The organism is Tatumella sp. JGM91, from assembly GCF_018257575.1.
Classification (GTDB): Bacteria; Pseudomonadota; Gammaproteobacteria; order Enterobacterales; family Enterobacteriaceae; genus Tatumella; species Tatumella punctata.
In genome coordinates, this window is sequence record NZ_JAERJP010000007.1 from 50063 (window position 1) to 67383 (window position 17321).

21 protein-coding genes and 1 pseudogene are annotated in these 17321 nt (G+C 51.5%); 6 read left to right on the forward strand and 16 right to left on the reverse strand.

All coding sequences use genetic code 11. The annotated features are described in order from the left end of the window. Positions 1-109: 109 nt before the first annotated feature. Positions 110-682 carry a DNA-3-methyladenine glycosylase I gene (locus JK198_RS06460; protein WP_212707426.1) on the reverse strand — a complete coding sequence of 191 codons (573 nt, stop codon included), beginning with the start codon at positions 680-682 and terminating at the stop codon, positions 110-112. Beyond that, on the reverse strand, positions 657-827 hold the full coding sequence (locus JK198_RS06465; protein WP_212707334.1) for a hypothetical protein: 171 nt from the start codon (positions 825-827) through the stop codon (positions 657-659). The genes JK198_RS06460 and JK198_RS06465 overlap by 26 nt, the downstream gene beginning before the upstream one ends. Positions 828-868: 41 nt before the next feature. On the opposite strand from JK198_RS06465, the gene dnaT reads away from it, so the two are divergent. Further along, the gene (gene dnaT, locus JK198_RS06470) at positions 869-1414 is read left to right on the forward strand and encodes a primosomal protein DnaT (protein ID WP_212707335.1); all 546 of its coding nucleotides are present in this window, start codon (positions 869-871) and stop codon (positions 1412-1414) included. After that, positions 1414-2154, forward strand: a complete 741-nt coding sequence (dnaC, locus tag JK198_RS06475; RefSeq protein WP_212707336.1) for a DNA replication protein DnaC — start codon at positions 1414-1416, stop codon at positions 2152-2154. The genes dnaT and dnaC overlap by 1 nt, the downstream gene beginning before the upstream one ends. Before the next feature lie 14 nt (positions 2155-2168). On the opposite strand, the gene JK198_RS06480 is transcribed toward dnaC, so the two are convergent. The 9 genes and pseudogenes from JK198_RS06480 to JK198_RS06520 form a co-directional block, all read right to left on the reverse strand. Continuing rightward, positions 2169-4070 carry a PRD domain-containing protein gene (locus JK198_RS06480; protein WP_212710305.1) on the reverse strand — a complete coding sequence of 634 codons (1902 nt, stop codon included), beginning with the start codon at positions 4068-4070 and terminating at the stop codon, positions 2169-2171. 22 nt (positions 4071-4092) lie between these two features. Next, on the reverse strand, positions 4093-4833 hold the full coding sequence (locus JK198_RS06485) for a KDGP aldolase family protein (protein WP_212710306.1): 741 nt from the start codon (positions 4831-4833) through the stop codon (positions 4093-4095). Continuing rightward, positions 4824-5951, reverse strand: coding sequence for a DgaE family pyridoxal phosphate-dependent ammonia lyase (locus tag JK198_RS06490; protein WP_212710329.1), 1128 nt, complete (start codon positions 5949-5951; stop codon positions 4824-4826). The genes JK198_RS06485 and JK198_RS06490 overlap by 10 nt, the downstream gene beginning before the upstream one ends. A 3-nt stretch (positions 5952-5954) precedes the next feature. Then, positions 5955-7067 (reverse strand): annotated as a pseudogene (locus JK198_RS06495) (amidohydrolase/deacetylase family metallohydrolase); the annotation flags it as partial. Between the two features lie 73 nt (positions 7068-7140). Beyond that, positions 7141-7785: a DUF4310 family protein gene (locus JK198_RS06500; RefSeq protein WP_212707340.1), complete on the reverse strand. Its 645-nt coding sequence runs from the start codon at positions 7783-7785 to the stop codon at positions 7141-7143. Positions 7786-7798: 13 nt separating this feature from the next. Further along, entirely contained in the window at positions 7799-8575 is a 777-nt protein-coding gene (locus tag JK198_RS06505) for a DUF4311 domain-containing protein (RefSeq protein ID WP_212707341.1), read from the reverse strand. 21 nt (positions 8576-8596) lie between these two features. After that, positions 8597-8893: a DUF4312 family protein gene (locus JK198_RS06510; RefSeq protein ID WP_212710307.1), complete on the reverse strand. Its 297-nt coding sequence runs from the start codon at positions 8891-8893 to the stop codon at positions 8597-8599. A gap of 3 nt (positions 8894-8896) precedes the next feature. Then, positions 8897-9259, reverse strand: coding sequence for an SFCGS family glycine-rich protein (locus JK198_RS06515; protein ID WP_212707343.1), 363 nt, complete (start codon positions 9257-9259; stop codon positions 8897-8899). A gap of 73 nt (positions 9260-9332) precedes the next feature. Next, on the reverse strand, positions 9333-9662 hold the full coding sequence (locus JK198_RS06520) for a glycine dehydrogenase (protein ID WP_212707428.1): 330 nt from the start codon (positions 9660-9662) through the stop codon (positions 9333-9335). Positions 9663-9983: 321 nt separating this feature from the next. Between JK198_RS06520 and pptA the strand changes: the two genes are divergently transcribed. The 3 genes from pptA to JK198_RS06535 all read left to right on the forward strand — a co-directional run bounded on the left by pptA (position 9984) and on the right by JK198_RS06535 (position 11808). Next, positions 9984-10214, forward strand: coding sequence for a tautomerase PptA (gene pptA / locus JK198_RS06525; protein ID WP_212707344.1), 231 nt, complete (start codon positions 9984-9986; stop codon positions 10212-10214). Positions 10215-10369: 155 nt separating this feature from the next. Continuing rightward, on the forward strand, positions 10370-10924 hold the full coding sequence (gene ssuE, locus JK198_RS06530) for an NADPH-dependent FMN reductase (RefSeq protein WP_212707345.1): 555 nt from the start codon (positions 10370-10372) through the stop codon (positions 10922-10924). A 221-nt stretch (positions 10925-11145) separates the two neighbouring features. Next, positions 11146-11808, forward strand: a complete 663-nt coding sequence (locus tag JK198_RS06535) for an epoxyqueuosine reductase QueH (protein ID WP_212707429.1) — start codon at positions 11146-11148, stop codon at positions 11806-11808. A 66-nt stretch (positions 11809-11874) separates the two neighbouring features. On the opposite strand, the gene hemB is transcribed toward JK198_RS06535, so the two are convergent. The 4 genes from hemB to JK198_RS06555 all read right to left on the reverse strand — a co-directional run bounded on the left by hemB (position 11875) and on the right by JK198_RS06555 (position 16121). Beyond that, entirely contained in the window at positions 11875-12858 is a 984-nt protein-coding gene (gene hemB / locus JK198_RS06540; protein WP_212707346.1) for a porphobilinogen synthase, read from the reverse strand. 122 nt (positions 12859-12980) lie between these two features. After that, positions 12981-14486 (reverse strand): glycine betaine/L-proline transporter ProP, encoded by a 1506-nt coding sequence (gene proP, locus JK198_RS06545; RefSeq protein ID WP_212707347.1) that lies wholly within the window; start codon positions 14484-14486, stop codon positions 12981-12983. 301 nt (positions 14487-14787) lie between these two features. Further along, positions 14788-15342, reverse strand: a complete 555-nt coding sequence (locus JK198_RS06550; RefSeq protein ID WP_212707348.1) for a DcrB family lipoprotein — start codon at positions 15340-15342, stop codon at positions 14788-14790. 113 nt (positions 15343-15455) lie between these two features. Further along, positions 15456-16121, reverse strand: a complete 666-nt coding sequence (locus tag JK198_RS06555) for a 7-cyano-7-deazaguanine/7-aminomethyl-7-deazaguanine transporter (RefSeq protein WP_212707349.1) — start codon at positions 16119-16121, stop codon at positions 15456-15458. Positions 16122-16345: 224 nt separating this feature from the next. Between JK198_RS06555 and tusA the strand changes: the two genes are divergently transcribed. Then, complete coding sequence (gene tusA / locus JK198_RS06560; protein ID WP_212707350.1) at positions 16346-16591, forward strand: sulfurtransferase TusA; 246 nt, start codon at positions 16346-16348, stop codon at positions 16589-16591. Positions 16592-16640: 49 nt separating this feature from the next. On the opposite strand, the gene JK198_RS06565 is transcribed toward tusA, so the two are convergent. Beyond that, entirely contained in the window at positions 16641-17270 is a 630-nt protein-coding gene (locus JK198_RS06565) for a lysoplasmalogenase family protein (protein WP_212707351.1), read from the reverse strand. Between the last annotated feature and the right edge of the window lie 51 nt (positions 17271-17321).

The window sequence follows — 17321 nt, forward strand, 5'->3', positions numbered from 1 at the left end:
GTCTGTCTCCTGTTAAACCCGCAGGAAAGCGGATCCTTTGGGTTAATTATGCCTGTCTGTAAGGAGAGATTCGACCCTGCAGTACGTTCATCGGGTTATTTACCGGCATTCACTGACCGGAGGGGAGGTTATCCTGGTGGCAAAAACAGTCCGTCTGGTGATCGATAATCATACCTGTCGCCTGCATAAATGCATGGCAGATGGTCGGTCCGATAAAGGTAAACCCCCGCTTTTTCAGAGCCGCGGACAGGCGGGTTGCCTGAGGGCTGGTGGTCGGTGCGTCACGATAGCAGGCATAGCGGCTCACCTGTGGCTGATGATTGACGAATCCCCATAAAAAATCACTGAATGGCTCACCGGCCGACTCCATCGCCAGCATCGCCCTGGCATTGGTAAGCAGTGACGTTATTTTCCCCCGGTGACGAATTATTGAGGGATCGCGCAAGCGTTGTTCAATATCGTCATCAGTCATGCCGGCTATTTTACGGGCCGAAAACTGGTGGAATAATCGCCGGTAGGCCTCGCGCTTACGCAGTACGGTTATCCACGACAGACCGGCCTGCTGACCTTCGAGGCACAGCATTTCAAATAAGCGCTGCGGATCTTTAACGGGGACGCCCCATTCATGGTCATGGTAGGCAATATAAAGCGGGTCATCACTGACCCAGCCACAACGTGTAATCACCATTCTTCTCTCCTGCCAGTGAGTGCCGGGCCTGCCCGTTACCGCCAGACAGTGTCTTTCTGGCCGTCATATTGATCTCATGTTTTTGCGATCCGCGACGACAAACTTGATACACTATCTGCCGGTGGTTCGGTGGTGTCATTCATACCCTGAACAGAAAATTCTATAACATCAGGTTCTGCTATGCCGGTTAAAATTTTAGCCTCATCAATCATCGGGCTGGATGAATTCAGCCAGGATCCCGTTTCTGCACTGCAAAGCGCCGGGCAGGGAACGCTTGCGGTATTTAACCAGAATGCCCCGGTGATGTATGCGCTGACCGCTGAGCGGCTGGCAGAACTGTTAGCTGCGGAAACTGCGCTGCAACGACCGGCGGATATCGTGCTGGATGAACAGTTCTTTGACCCGCAAGCGGCATCGCCCGCCGCCTTACGTATTCCGGCCGGTAAGTTTCCGATGTTTGCCGGCTGGCAGCCTGATAAAGATTTTCAGCGTCAGGCAGCACTGTGGGGAATAGCCCTGAGTGAACCAGTTACCGATGAAGAGCTGGCCTCATTTGTCGCTTACTGGCAGGCTGAAGGACGGGTGTTTCATCATGTCCAGTGGCAGCAGAAACTGGCCCGCTCTCTGCAGACAGGCAGAGTGACTAAATACAGCCAGGGACGCCGTGACCTGACCGGGGTAGCAGAACCGGACCGTCAGACACCTAATGGCTTCAGGGGGGAATAATGAAAACACCGGAAAATCTTTTCAGTCGTTTACAAAGATTAATGCCTGCCGGGATCCAGCCTAAATTTACCAGTGGCGAGGAGTTACTGGCGTGGAATAAGCAGCAAGGCTTGCTGCGCTCGCAGGCAATTGTGCGTGAAAATCGTGCGATGAAAATGCAGCGTATTATGGGGCGTTCCGGGATCAGAGAGCTGCATATTAACTGCTCATTTGATAATTATCGTGTGGAATGTGAAGCACAGGGTAAGGCCCTGGCCATGGCGAGACAGTACGCCGCTGAATTTGAACACAGTATTGCCAGTTTTGTGTTTTCCGGTCGTCCCGGTACCGGCAAAAATCACCTGGCAGCGGCAATAGGTAACGATCTTATTTTACGGGGTAAGAGTGTACTGATTGTGACAGTCGCTGATCTTATGTCCAATATGAAAGGCACCTTTAGCGGCGACAGCGACCTGACCGAAGAAGGGCTGATCCATGATCTGAGTAGTGTGGATTTGCTGGTGATTGATGAAATCGGTATGCAGACAGAATCGCGCTATGAAAAGGTTATTATTAACCAGATAGTTGATCGTCGTTCTTCTTCTAAACGGCCGACCGGTATGCTTTCTAACCTCAATCACGATGGGATGAACGCATTACTGGGTGAACGTGTGATGGATCGTATGCGGCTGGGGAACAGTATGTGGGTGCGTTTTGACTGGGATAGCTACCGTGATCGGGTGCGGGGTGATGAGTACTAAGCCGTGGCCGGGAGTCAGTGCTCCGTCACCGACTGATGTAAACATTGCAGGGTTGTCAGGGTAAAATCGGAGAAATTTTTGCAGTGTCGCAGTAATAATGCAGATTTCCGGCACATCAGAGCGACAAACAGTTCATAGAGCGCCATGATTTCTGCATATTCGGTTTTACTGATCGCCAGCAAAAAAATGACATAGGCCCGTTCTTCTCCCCAGGGCACACCGTCTGGTGCCAGCAAAGTATAAACCACGGTTTTTTTGGCTTGCAGCCCGATGGCGTGAGGCAGGGCAATACCTTCACCCAGCAGCGTACTGACAATTTGCTCACGTTCGCTCACCGAAGCATAAAAGTGTTCATCAACAATATCTTCCTGCTGTAACTGATCACATACTCTGCGGAACAGTTCTGCACGGGTCAGCCGCTGGCTGAGGATCATAAAATGACGGGCATCAAAAAAACGTTCCAGCATCCGTGGCCAGGTACGATCTGTAAATACCTGACGACCAATCATCTCCCACTGATATTCACTCGGGAAGGGTGACATTACGACGACCGGTTTATTTTTGGTACTGAGACGTACGGTGGAGATAACAAAGTCTTCTTCAATGACAGACTGCTGTTGATACTCTCGCAGGGTAACCGTCTTTTTGATCATAATCTGCGGGTAGCGACGCAGCAGCAGAGCTTCGATGACCCTGATAGTTGATTGACCGGTATTACAGACCACCAGGACTTGCGGCTGATATTGTTTACCCGACGGAGACAGTCTTTCCAGACCGACCCCGATATGCAGAACCAGAAATCCGATTTCATTTTCACTGATCGGGTAATGCATTTTCCCGGCACATTCAGAGACCGCAGCCAGGGTCATATCATAGGCCATCGGGTAATACTGTTTGATATTGCTGAGTAAGGGATTCGGGATGGTAATTTGGTAACGTACGCGGGTCAGCATAGTGCGGATATGGGCGAGAAGATCACTGCATAACTGTGTATCGTGACACAGGTCAAAATTATAATGCCGGCCGATATAACTCAGAATAGCATTCATCAGCCGGAGGCTTTCATCAGGAAACCAGAGGCTGACTGTGTCTTCTCCGTGACGACGGGCGGCAATGTTGATACCGAGACAGGTCTCCTCGGCTTCCGGGACCTCTGACCCGCCGGGCAGTAGCTGGCGTATAATCTGCCGTGCGGCATGGCGTACCTCGGGGGCCATATCATCGGCGGTAAAATCATCAAGCCGATATCCCGCTTTCAGGCGTTGCAGCGAAATACTGCAATATAACTGCAGATAAAGGACATTATTATCGCTCATACGGATGTTATAGCGGCTGAAACTCTGGTGGAGAATATCGGGTAGTGCCGGGTTTATCTCCGGGCTGAACAGGGTGATGGCATTATCAGGCTGGATCTGCTGACAGTAAAAGTCAGTCAGACAATGACGGAGCGCCCGTTCACTGCCGAACAATTTCATGCCATACCTTGGCCTGTTTTCTATGGTCAGCCGGTAACGGTGGAATGTCTGGCGTACTTCTGCCATTTCACTTTGCAGGGTCGCGCGGCTGATAAAACATTCATCGGCCAGCTCTTCCAGCTTTACCGCCCCGCTGGCCGTGAGAAAGCGGTGCAGTAAATAATGTACCCGGGCAGCAGGAGAACGCGGGACATTATCCGGCCGGGTGCTCTGCGGCAACTGACTGAAGCGGGTTTTATCCGTAATCTGCAACTGGTAGCCCGCTCCGCGGATAAGACGGCAGCGGGCACCGTAGTCAGCCAGTGACTGGTTCAGACAGGTGATGTCCGTACGCAGTGTACGTGTGGAAACCGTGAGCCGCCTCGCCAGTTCATCCGGCGGCAGTACTTCGTTTTGCAACTGTTCAAAGAGCAGCGCAATGCGCTGACTAGGGAATTTCACGGTTTCCTTTCTCCGGAGGTTATCAGCCTAATTGCTGCATTGTCATCTCAAGCAGCTTACCCACATCCTGCGGGCGCGAGTTACCTGTCTGCGGATCAATAATCGAACTGTAAATATGCGGAATAATTTTTTCGACCCCTGCATCCAGCGCTATTTTCAGGATTGCCGGATAATTTTGCAGGGTGATACCCCCTGTCGGTTCGAGCCAGAACCCCTGATCAGCACAGGCTTCGGCAACCGCTTTGTACTCATCAATCGCCTGCAGGCCGCCCATCGGGAAATATTTTACCGAACTTCCCCCCATGTCTCTGAGCAATGCAATGGCACTGGCCACGGGCACAATTGCATCCGCCGCCCGTGAACTCAGGGGACCGGTAGATATTTTTACCTGGCCCGGAATACCGGCAGGGGAGATCAGCCCATTGACAATGGTCTGCGTCTGCCCCAGTAAAGCCCTGCAGGTCGCAACACCGGTAAAAACCTGATTTACATGCTGCGGCTGAAGCCGGGCAGCAATCGCACTGACCATCGCTGATTGTTGCGGGTCTCCGCCCCCTAAACCCACTGACAGGGCATTTTCGGTGACGGCTGCATACTCGCGCATATCTGCCACAGCACTGTCGACCGACGTATACTTTTTAGATAAGACCCCAATCAGTACATAACCTTTTGCCGCCAGCCAGAGTTGCCTGGCATTTTCTTTCGAACCGGCCAGTACATTCAGGCAGACCCGATTCTGATAAAAATGAGTGGTCAGGGACATAGGATTTTTTCTCCGTTGAGGATGGTAGTAATCCGCTGGAAAATAAAAGTCAGCTGTGTGGTACTGATACTGCGTACATCCACTTCTATACTGCCTTCGCTGGCGTTATAACCGCGGCAATAGATAGCAATATCGCCTTCCTGTAATTGCTGAAGGATCTGTCCGGCCGTCTGGCCGGTCACTGTTTTATCAAACTGAATCCGCGTCTGGGCAATCTGGCGGCCTGCGGTGTCATACACCACACTGGCATCAACACCGCTAAGCGTATTAAGCTGGCGGATAAAAGGCGCCATTTTTGCTTCCATATCGGCCATGGCGGGCCTGCTGCGTTGCAGGTAACGCTCTATCGCCTTGCTGAGGCCAAGAATACTTTCCTTGCCGACCTTCATGGCACGTCCGATGCCGGATGATTGTTGCCTCACCCATCTGACGGGCTGCTGCCGGCCAGCCACCAACCCGCTGGCTGGTCCTTCAATGGCTTTCGCACCACTGTAAATCACCAGGTCAGCACCACAGTGAGAGTAATACTGCAGGTCTTCCTCGGCGGCGGCATCGACGATCAGCGGGACATGGTGTTGTCTGGCGACTGTGACCGCCTGTTCAATACTAAGATGGCTCTTCTGCACACAATGGTGGGATTTGATATATAAAATAGCCGCCGTTCGCGGAGTAATGGCCATCGCCAGCTGTGCGGGCGTGCACTGGTTAGCGTAACCGGCTTCTTTGAGTTGTCCGCCGCCCAGTGCCACCAGGGTACCTACGGGAGCGCCAAAATTCACGTTGTGCCCTTTGGCTATCACTATTTCATGGGGAACCTGTAATGGTGCCGTGTGCAGGTTTTCCAGTAACCAGGGATCATCTTTGACGATGACTCCGGCGATGGCCTGAGTGATACCGGCCGCAGCACAGGATACGACCACGGCATCTTCGGTCCCGAGTAAACCGGCAATATATCGCCCGCTATTCTCTGCCAGTGCCTGCATTTCGAAATAGTGGCTCAGACCGTCACTGACCGCCCGGATAACATCATCATCCGGGGTTGAAACACCGAGGATAGTCATACGGCCAGAGGCATTAATCACCTCTTTCAGTCCGTATTTTTCATACACTGAAGACATGGTTTTTTTTCCTTCATCAGTTATACACCAGTGCCCGCCGGTAATGGCTGCCAGCGGCCGTAGCAGATACTCGCCATCCAGGATATTGCCCTCCGCATCAGTAAACTGTTGCCGGTCCCTGCTGAGATCAAAAATAGTCAGGTCAGCATCCGCGCCTGGCGCCAGGCGGCCTTTTCCCTGTAAATTCAGCGCAAGGGCAGGATGGCAAGTTACACGGTCAAGGACTTGCGAGAGGGTCATCCCGAGATGAAGAAATGCGGGCATTACCCGCGCAAGACTCCGGACCGGGCCCTGTCGCCGGTTCTGGCAGTAAATATCGGAGCTGATGGTATCGGGCAAAATCCCCCGGCCAATCGCTGTACGCGCCACCTCAAAAACGAAACTGGCACTGCCATGCCCGACATCCAGCAGGACGCCGCGCTGCAATGCATGGCTGACAGAGGTTTTCAATCCCCCGTCGGGGGTAAGTATCTGATTGGGTTTGCCGTTAAAACAATGGGTAATAATATCGCCCTGTCGCAACTGCCGGGTAATCTCATCAAGCCCGGGCGGCGCATTTCCCAGATGAACCATCAGGGGCAAGCCGGGATTTTCCTGCTGCATCTGGCGGGCGATTAATAAGGGCGTTATGCCATTATCTCCGACGACACTGCTGCTCATCCGGGCTTTCAGGCCCACAATAAACGCCGGATAATCCTGTATTGCCCGCCGGACGGCAGTATTATCAATCAGTGACAGTGCGGAGAGTTCATCCTGTCGGGCAATACCGCAGCGGGCAATATTCAGCAGGGCATAGACACAGGTACGGACCGTTCGGGTTAACTGATAGAAATCGCCGATGTTATCGGCACCGGTACTGCCGGCATCAATAATGGTGGTGACCCCTTGTTCCACACCGACCTTATCCGGTTCATCATGATAAACCGGTGATGGCGGGTAACAATGCACATGGCAATCTATCCAGCCGGCACTGACCAGGTAACGGCCATTCAGCGGGTATTCCCTGAGAGCATTACCGGGAAACTGCCCGAGTGCCGCAATCCTGCCCTCTTGTACCGCGATATCTGCCAGTTTCCCGTCACCGAGACGCGCACCGCGAATGATAAAATCAAACATCAGAACTCCTTATCCGTCAGACAATCATTCTGCCTCCGTCATGATCATCCGTCGGGAAGCAGAGCCGCCGCACTCACAGAGAGACAGGGAAAAGGGTACCCAGTAACATTGCACCGAGAATAGCACCGCCGGTAATCGGCTTATCCCACAGATAAAACAGCAGTGCACCGGCCAGTGACCCGAGGCCAATCGGTATGGACGTTGCCATGGCTGACAGAATAATCAGTGGCCCGAGAAAACGGCCTGATGCGTTACCGGCCCCCATCATGACGTCAGCACCGTAGGTTGAATGGCTGTTATTAATCGTGAATTTCCTTGCCAGGATAATAATGTAGCCAATCGCCAGCCCGAGCAGAAAACCGGTGACCAGAGATAACAGAAAGCTGGTCACCGGTAAGGTGATCCCTGCGGCCAGCAGCAGAGCCGGTACCCCCAGGCCGATACCGGTCTGGATTGCGCCACCGATATCCAGGATACCGACCAGTGAACCTTCGATTATCCTGGCGAACAGGAAACTGGCACCGAATGCGGCGACAGCGCCATAGACACCGGTTTCTATCCCGGAACGCAGCATTGAAACAAAGGCCACCTCATTAAATGCCCCGATACCATAGACGTAGTACATATGGGTTCCGGCGAAGACACCGGCAGAGAGCAGGCCGACAAACAGAGGAAACGCGCGGTCGGCGTACCAGAAGTTGTCTTGTGACGATTCCATGGTGATAAGTCTCCTATTTACCGTTCAGCAGGTTATGCAGAGCTCCCAGCCAGCCAGGAACATCCAGCCGGAAGGATTGCAACATCTGGATATCGAATCCGCGGAAGAAAGCGCTCATGGCAAACAGGACGATAACGGCGGCCATCATAATATTAGTGATCCTGTTCCAGCCACTTTCCTCCACACCCTTACCAATCAGGATCCCCAGTACGACACCGGGAACAGCATTCCCCATGATCAGCTGGGATAACCCGCCAAAAACCGTGGCCCAGAGGCCAGACTTTTTACCGGCATCGATCGCTGCCAGCCAGAAGATCACCGGCATAACCGTGTTAACCAGCAGGTTGGCCGCCGGGACCAGTACTTTCACCGCCGTAACCTGCAGCGCCGCCGGCACCGCCGAAGCCGTCGAATTGAGAAATGTCACCACCAGCATCCCGATCAGGGTGCAGGCAAGGGTCATTTTTTTCGGATCGTGCAGGGTTTTCGCGACATTACGGTTGCTGATTAGCAGAACGGCAGCTCCCCAGTTGGGGATAATACGATGGTCAACATCCTGGGTGAATGCACCCGCAGCGACCGAGGATGCCCAGGCATTAAAGAAAAACCCCAGTCCGAAGGAGAAATGAGAAGCAGGATCACCGGCACAGGAATTAAGCTCACCTAACGTTCTGAATGCTCCCATACCTTGTGTCGCCGGCGCATGAAACATACGCGCTGCCCCGGCACCGACCCCCGCGCCCACCAGACCGCCAATAATCAGTGATTTAAATAAAATGAGTAAAAACATAGTGCTTTCCTCGTCGCAGAGCTACTGCAGGGTGAAATTGATACTTTCCGTATCAACGGCAGAAACACTGGCGGTAATTTCCAGCTCAATACTGTAGCGGTAACGTTTTCTCGCCAGGAAAAAGAACAAAAATCGCTCACGCTTACACTGATAATTGGCCTGAATCACTTTCACTTCCCGGGGTTCAATGCGCAGTAACACTTTACGTGTCGATAACAATACCGTCCTCTGTACCTGGCCGAGGGCATCAGTAAAGGCATTGACTTTGCTGATACCGTTTCCCCTGACCCTGACGGTGGTGACAAATTGTTCCTTCATCGGCTATCCACCGTATTTTTTTATCCAGGCCTGCACCAGCCGCTCTCCGAGTACTTCCTGATCCATAAAACCGAAGCCCAGCACTTTGTTTCCCTCGTTAATCGCCGTGACACCCTCGTCAACCGAACGCATGCCATACTTTGCCGGATACCCATATGTTGTCCGGGCGGTAATCGCTCCTGCGCCGCCGCTGCCGCAAAAGGAGAGGCCGAATGATGCACCCTGCGCATGCATGGTTTCGCCCAGCTTCATATCTGCCGCAACGCCGGCAATCACGATGGCGGTACCTCCCGCTTTTTCTACCCCGGCCGCGACTTTCTGACCTTTGCCCAGACGGTCTCCAATCACTACGATCACCTTTGACATATTTTCTTCCTTATTGAGGGGGGGGATAACGCGCCTGTACTGTTTTTCAGGCGTGGCTGCAGGCGACAAAACCTCAGGGGGATTCTCTGGCCACTTCGAAATGAACCGATAATAGCCATGCTTCTTCCTGCGGCAGATTACCGAACAGGCTGACGATGCTGGTGGCCAGTGCCATTGACGCCGGGGAGATTTCATCAAATAGCTCCCTGTCGACCACTGGCAAGGCTTCGCCGGTTCGTGAGCGCAGAGCCATGGCCTGAACGTGTGATTGCAACATCTGTTGCTGTACCGCGGTGGGATGGATACCTGAGGCGGTAAACAGGCAGTGAATCTGTGACATTATCTGGTCGGCAAGTCCCTGAATGGCGAGTTGCTGATCTGTCATTGCTGCTGCCTGCTCCATAGTGACTCCTTTTGCCTGCTGTTTCGCGAAGAACACTGAATCCCTGTTTACGGAATCAATACAGTAGCCTGTGGCAGCGGGGCTGTGTAGCCGGCAGTTTTTCCTGCTGGCTGTGGAAAAAGTCGCGGTGAAGATGATCAGTCGCACAAAAAAACAGCGCATACACCAACGGATTATCTAATTCTGTTATGGCGGCAGAATGCTCCTGACGCAGCAGCCACGTGTGTATAACGGATGCGGACTTTCCTGTGACAGATTCTGATGTCATTATCGGAACCGTCGCCTTATACAGCGTATTATCTATTCAGACAGGAGCCGGTTATGCCGCATATTGAAATACAGTCTTTTCCACGTGAGTTAACTGATGAGCAAAAAACAGCCCTGGCCGGGGCCATGACCGCAGTGTTACAGGAACATCTGAACAGCAGTGATTCAGCGGTCAGTATTGCACTGAAATATGTGCCGCAGGAAAACTGGAAATCCACGGTCTGGGATACGCAAATTGCGCCACAGATGGATCAACTGATAAAGAAACCCGGCTATCAGCTATAAAATAACCGCATAACAGCCATCCGCGTAGCCGGCGGTACGGATTATTCATATCCGGCAATAGCTTTGCCGGATATATTATTTTTCCTTAACCGGTAATTCTGTCATGCTGTGGACACATTTTCTGCTGAAAACAACACACTGATAAGGGGACAGTCATGCGGGTAGTGACTTTAGCCGGAAGTCCGCGTTTTCCTTCGCGCTCTGCGGCATTACTGACACGTAGCCAGAAAATACTTGAATCCCGGGGGGTCGAAGTCCTGCCGTGGAATATTCAGCATTTTGAGCCCGCGGATTTAATTCAGGCCCGGTTTGATGCACCTGCAATCTCTCTGTTTAAAGAAGACCTTGCCAGTGCGCAGGGACTGATTATTGCAACGCCGGTATATAAAGCGTCTTACTCCGGAGCATTAAAAACCGTACTGGATCTGTTACCTGAACGGGCACTGGAAAATAAAGTAGTATTACCGGTGGCGACTGCCGGCAGTCATGCGCATATGCTGGCAATCGATTATGCACTTAAACCGGTGCTGGGTGCCCTGAAAGCCAGGGATATTCTGCATGGGGTTTTTGCCAACGATTCGCAAATCATCCCTGGAGAAAGGGATGTACAGATTGATGATGTGATCCTCACACGGCTCAATGATGAACTGGACGCGTTTCTCAATGCGCTGAACCGTTTGCACAGGGTGTCTGCTGAGCTTGTTGCCTGACCGATACGCGACGGTCGTTTCGGCCGTCCGTGTCTGTCACCCGTCTCATTGTGCGGTAGTTGTACTCTGCTGAACGGCGCGGTTCCGCGAAAAAATGGCGTTTTTGCTATTCCGTACTGGCGTATTGAATAAAATCCTATAACAATATGCTGTATACTTTACATCCGGGCACTGACCCTGATGACGCTTTTTCGCTGTTGCTACGTTTTGGAAATCTGAGTATGTCTGACGCTATCGAAAGAAAACCACTTCCTCTGCCAGGTGGTCATAATAAAGTATTACTGCATTCCTGCTGTGCCCCTTGCTCCGGGGAAGTGATGGAAGCCATGCTGGCATCGGGGATTGAATACACCATTTTCTTCTATAATCCGAATATCCATCCGCTGAAAGAATACGAATTACGTAAAGAAGAAAACATTCGGTTTGCCGAGAAATTTGGTGTGCCTTTTGTGGATGCGGACTATGACCGTGACAACTGGTTTGAGCGGGCTAAAGGAATGGAGTGGTCTCCGGAACGCGGAGAACGCTGTACGATGTGTTTCGATATGCGTTTCGAGCGTACTGCATTATATGCCCACGAGCATGGTTTCCCGGTGATCACTTCGTCGCTGGGGATTTCCCGCTGGAAGGATATGAAGCAAATCAATGGTTGCGGTGTCCGTGCGGCGGAAAAATATCCGGACATGATGTACTGGGAGTTTAACTGGCGTAAAGGCGGTGGCTCCGCCCGGATGATCGATATCAGTAAGCGGGAACGTTTTTATCAGCAGGAATATTGTGGCTGTATCTACTCGTTGCGTGACACTAACCGTCACCGTGTAGCGACGGGCCGTGAACGTATTACCATCGGGGTACAGTATTACGAACCGGAGAATAAAAAATAATTTTTCCGGTCAGTGAAAAGGCGTCCCCGCGGACGCCTTTTTTTGTGCTGCTCTGTCTGCCGGCGATTAGCGGGTCAGAATTTTCTGCTCAGCTAATTCCAGAGCAAAATAACTCATAATAATATCGGCACCGGCGCGTTTTATAGCGCCCAGGCTTTCCAGAACAACGTTCTGCTCATCGATAGCACCGGCCTGAGCAGCGAATTTAATCATCGCATACTCACCACTGACCTGATACGCCGCCAGCGGTAAATCAGTACGTTCGCGAATATCACGCAATATATCCAGATAGGCACCGGCCGGTTTCACCATCAGCGCATCGGCCCCTTCAGCCTCATCAATCAGTGACTCACGGATAGCCTCGCGGCGGTTCATCGGGTTCATCTGATAGGTTTTACGATCCCCTTTCAGTGCTGTGCCGGCGGCTTCGCGGAACGGGCCGTAAAAGGCAGACGCAAATTTGGTGGAATAGGACATAATGGCCGTATCAGTAAATCCGGCAGCATCCAGCGCCTGACGGATCGCTTTTACCTGGCCATCCATCGCTGCGGAAGGGGCGATAAAATCAGCACCGGCAGAGGCTGCGGCAACCGCCTGTTTACCCAGGTTAACCAGCGTCTGATCATTATGTACCGCACCGTTGCACAGGACCCCGCAGTGCCCATGAGAGGTATATTCGCAGAAGCAGGTATCTGACATAACCACCATGTCCGGCACCGTGTCTTTGCAGATACGTGACATTCTTGAGACCAGGCCATTCTCTGCCCAGCTGTCGCTGCCGGTGTCATCCAGATGGTGAGAGATGCCAAAGGTCATCACTGAACGGATCCCTGCCCGGGCAATACGCTCTATTTCATAGGCCAGCCGCTTTTCAGGAATTCGTACCACGCCAGGCATGGCCGTGATTGGCTGATAATCATCCAGCCCTTCTTCGACAAAGATTGGCAATACCAGATCATTCAGGCTCAGAGAGGTTTCTTTGAAGAGTTCACGGACAGATGAGTTTTTACGCAGCCTTCTTGGACGCTGCACAAGAGAGAAATCGGACATACTATACCCGGCACTGATTAAAATGTGATTCCAGTCTACTCCTTTTAACCAGCAGAGACGATGTAAGCCGCAATAATTGTTACATAATATCCCTCAGCGGGGGCCCGCTGAGGGAGAGGGGATTACTCGTTAATGTCCGGATGCTGTTGTACCAGGGTTTTCCGTTTAGCTTCCAGGCGGGCAATTTCCTCGTCAATATCTTCAATTTTGTGTTCGATATTGTCGTGGTGTTCCTGCAGAATCTCTCTGGCTTCTGCCAGATCAGAAGCTGCCGGTGTTGCACCGCTTAAAGGTTTGTTGGCGGTTTCTTTCATAAAGATACCGGTCAGTAAGCCAATCACCGCGATAACCATCAGATAATAAGCCGGCATAAACAGGTTATTGGTCGCCTCCACCAGCCAGGCGGCGAGTGTCGGGGTCAGACCGGCAACCAGAATCGAAATATTAAAGGCACTGGCCAGCGCACTATAACGGATATGGGTCGGAAACATTGCCGGCAGGGTAGAAGCCATGACGCCGGTAAAGGCATTGAGGATCACTGCCAGAATCAGCAGCCCTGCAAAGATCAGTCCGAGTACATTACTGGTGATCAGCATAAACGCCGGAATCGCAAAAATCAGCAGGGCAATACTGCCGATAATTACAAACGGACGACGCCCGAAACGGTCACTGAGCATACCCATTACCGGCTGAACGAACAGCATACCAATCATTATTGCAATGATGATCAGTACCCCGTGATCTTCTGAATAATGCAGATTATGGGTCAGATAGCTGGGCATATAGGTCAGTAACATGTAATAGGTCACATTGGTCGAAATCACCAGACCGACACAGGACAACAGGCTTTTCCAGTGTTTGGTGGCAATTTCTCTGAATGAGACTTTCGGACCATCCTGTAACCCTTCACGGTCGCCTTGCTCAAGTTTATCCACATGTTGCTGAAACGCAGGCGTTTCTTCCAGGGCGTGGCGTAAATAGAGCCCGACCACCCCTAACGGTAATGCCAGGAAGAACGGCAAACGCCAGCCCCATTCCATGAATTTTTCGTCACCGACGATGGTAGAGATAAGCACCACAATCCCTGCACCGAGGACAAAGCCGATAATGGAACCAAAGTCGAGCCAGCTACCCATAAAACCGCGTTTACGGTCAGGGGAGTATTCGGCAACAAAAATAGATGCTCCGGTATATTCTCCGCCGACGGAGAACCCCTGCGCCATTTTAGCAATTAACAGCAGGATCGGTGCCCAGATACCGATGGAGGCATATGAGGGGATAAGTCCTATACAGAAAGTACTGATCGACATAATGACGATAGTGATGGACAGGATTTTCTGTCGGCCGTATTTATCGCCGAGCATACCGAAGAACAGCCCACCCAACGGGCGGATCAGGAACGGAACAGAGAAGGTGGCGAGAGCCGCAATCATCTGGATACCGGGAGATGCTGAAGGGAAAAATACTTTACCTAATGCAAAGGCAACAAATCCATAAACCCCGAAATCAAACCATTCCATGGCGTTGCCTAGCGATGCAGCAGTAATCGCCTTCCGCAACCTGGCGTCATCGATAATGGTGACGTCATCAATCCCAATGGGTTTTATACGCTTCCTACGCAATTTCATATGAATACCTGTATTTTGTTCATAAGTTATCAGCATGATCCCCGGTAATCGATGTGTAAAAATATTACCGGCGATAGTAAGCATAGATGCAAATTGTCGTTTCGGACCACCCTGATCGTACAATAAATTAACGGACTTATTATTGTAATGAACGGTTAAGTATAACCTTTTTGTATACTAAAAGATATTTTGGGTATTTTTTGGTCGTTATGGAGAAGTCAGGGGGAAATGGCAGGTATGTGTCTCACTGACAGAACAGGATTATCACGCCCTGACGAGGCGTGATAATCGTCACTGAAAATTATTTCAGTGTAATTGTTTTCACAATATTTTCGGCGGTAGTTTGTGACTGGGCCTGATTATCGGCAGGTAATGAGATTTGCAGAGTAATCAGTTTTCCGTCAACTTTGGTCATCACCACCGTTGACCAGTTTGTCTGGTTTTTGGCAGAAATAACGCTGTCCAGCTGCTGCGCCGGGTGACCACTCAGGGTAATTTCTTTATCAGAGACGACCTGCAACTGCGGGTCACGGTTGCGCTGCTGTTGTTCCAGCCGCTGACTGAGTACATCCAGTGCTTCACTGGTGTTATCACCGGTAATCACGATAATCGCCTGTTGCCCATTATTGTTTGCATAAACATGCATGTTATTGCCGGTGGTGCCGAGTTTCCCGGTCTGATCTGTCATTCCTGATGGCAGGGTGAAACTCAGTTTTCCCCCGGCCAGGGTCACGGTTTGTGCATCCTGCTGGCTGGCGGCGGCATGCTGCCCGGCAGTATCCTCTTTCTTCTGGTCACATGCAGCCAGACCGATGACCAGTAATCCGACACTGAGGTATTTAAGTAACTTGCTCATCTGAATTCCTTTTTATATTTCACATCGGGTGATCACAACGAAAATGAACGGGAAAAGCAATCCGTTGATTGTCACCAAATCTTAGCTGTTGTCACAGACCCGGTCATTCAGTGTTAACCTGAACTGACCGCGGGTTGTTGCGTCCTGCCGGACATCTTTTTCAGGATAGCATTCAGCAGCACACCATAGGCAGGCAGGAAAAAGACCAGGCAAATAAATATCTTATAACTGTAGTCCGCCAGGGCGATTTCGAACCAGTGCTGAGCCATAAACGCATCACTGCTGTGATAAAATGCGATAAAGAAAAATGCCAGTGTATCGCTGATATTTCCCAGAAACATTGCCGCAGCCGGAGCCAGCCACCAGCGGGACAGGCGGCGCAGCCGGTCGAATACGTAAATATCCAGTATCTGTCCCAGAACATAAGCCATAAAGCTGGCCAGCGCTATTCTGGCGACGACGACATTGATGTGCTGCAGTGAATCCCAGCCCTGCCAGCTGCCCTGATAAAAAAAACAGGACACAACGTAAGAAACCCCCAGAGCAGGGAGCATCACCAGCAAAATAATGCGTCTGGCCAGCGGTGCACCAAAAATGCGTACCGTCAGGTCAGTGGCGAGGAAGATAAACGGAAAACTGAATGCACCCCAGGTGGTATGAAACCCGAAAATATCGACGGGCAACTGCACCAGGTAATTACTTGAGGTAATAATCAGTAAATGAAATACAGACAAAACGACACCGGCAAACCATTGCTGGCGGGGAGTAAAGGTGATCATAGCTGGCCTTTTTAGGTTGGGGTGAGGGAACCCATATATCGGCCGGAGGGCTGCGTGAACGCAGGCAGTCTTCCGGCATTACAGTGTACAATAAACCGCTCGCATGTTACCTGCCTGGCGAGACAATGCAAGAAAAGTCTCTGTTGATCACCGCACCTCAGGCGTTTGTCTGGCTGCCGGGCGCGGGGTAGAATAACCATCCTTTATGTTTATCAGAGTACGTCATGAGTGATCTCTTCAGTAGCGCCGATCATACCCTCGATGCGCTGGGTCTGCGTTGTCCCGAACCGGTAATGATGGTGCGTAAAACCATTCGTTATATGCAGGAAGGTGAGACTTTATTAATTATTGCCGATGATCCGGCAACCACACGCGATATTCCGGGGTTTTGTCGTTTTATGGAACATACCTTGCTGGAACAGGACACCGCGCAGTTGCCTTTTCATTATCTGGTAAAAAAAGGTCTCTGAGACAACAGCACCGCAGACAAAAATTACGGTGTCTGCCTGCGGGTCTGTATCAGGAAAGCCACAGGGAACGAATAATCATAAAGTGGCCGAGGATAAATAAGGCTTCATAAATTGCTCTGTCGGCCGGGAAACGATGACGGAAAAAACTGATTAACCAGCAAAAATTCGCCAGTAACAGTAAAATGGCCCCGGCCATTAAAGACAGCGTCTGATCGGTTTGCAGGCTGACATATTGCAGGATCGCCAGCCAGCACATCACTAATACCATGGTCAGCATGGTGCATACCGGCCAGCAGAGCTCGTCCAGTTGCTTACGAATGGTCATCAGTACCAGCAGACCGGCGACCAGCAGGGCTACCGGGACAGGCCAGTAAATCGTCAGGGTTATCCCGCGGGTCAGACTGAGCGTATACAGTAAATACGACAGGAACATGGTACCGAAGGCGTAGACCAGTTGCGGACGTGACAACAGACTCAGGACCCCGCCAGCCATAGCGGCAACCAGTCCGCCAATCAGTAAATAATCCGTGACCGAGCGGACAGGGGCCTGCCATGCCCATGCCAGCATTAGCAGAAAAGTTACGGGTTTAAACAACCAGCGCTGCCAGCGCGGGCCACGGTAAGAGGCGTCAATATACAGCCATCCGGAAAACAGTACTGCAAGAAATGACCAAAGCATATGCTCTTCCTTAATCCTTTTCGAATCTGGCCGGTAACGGGCAAGAGCGGT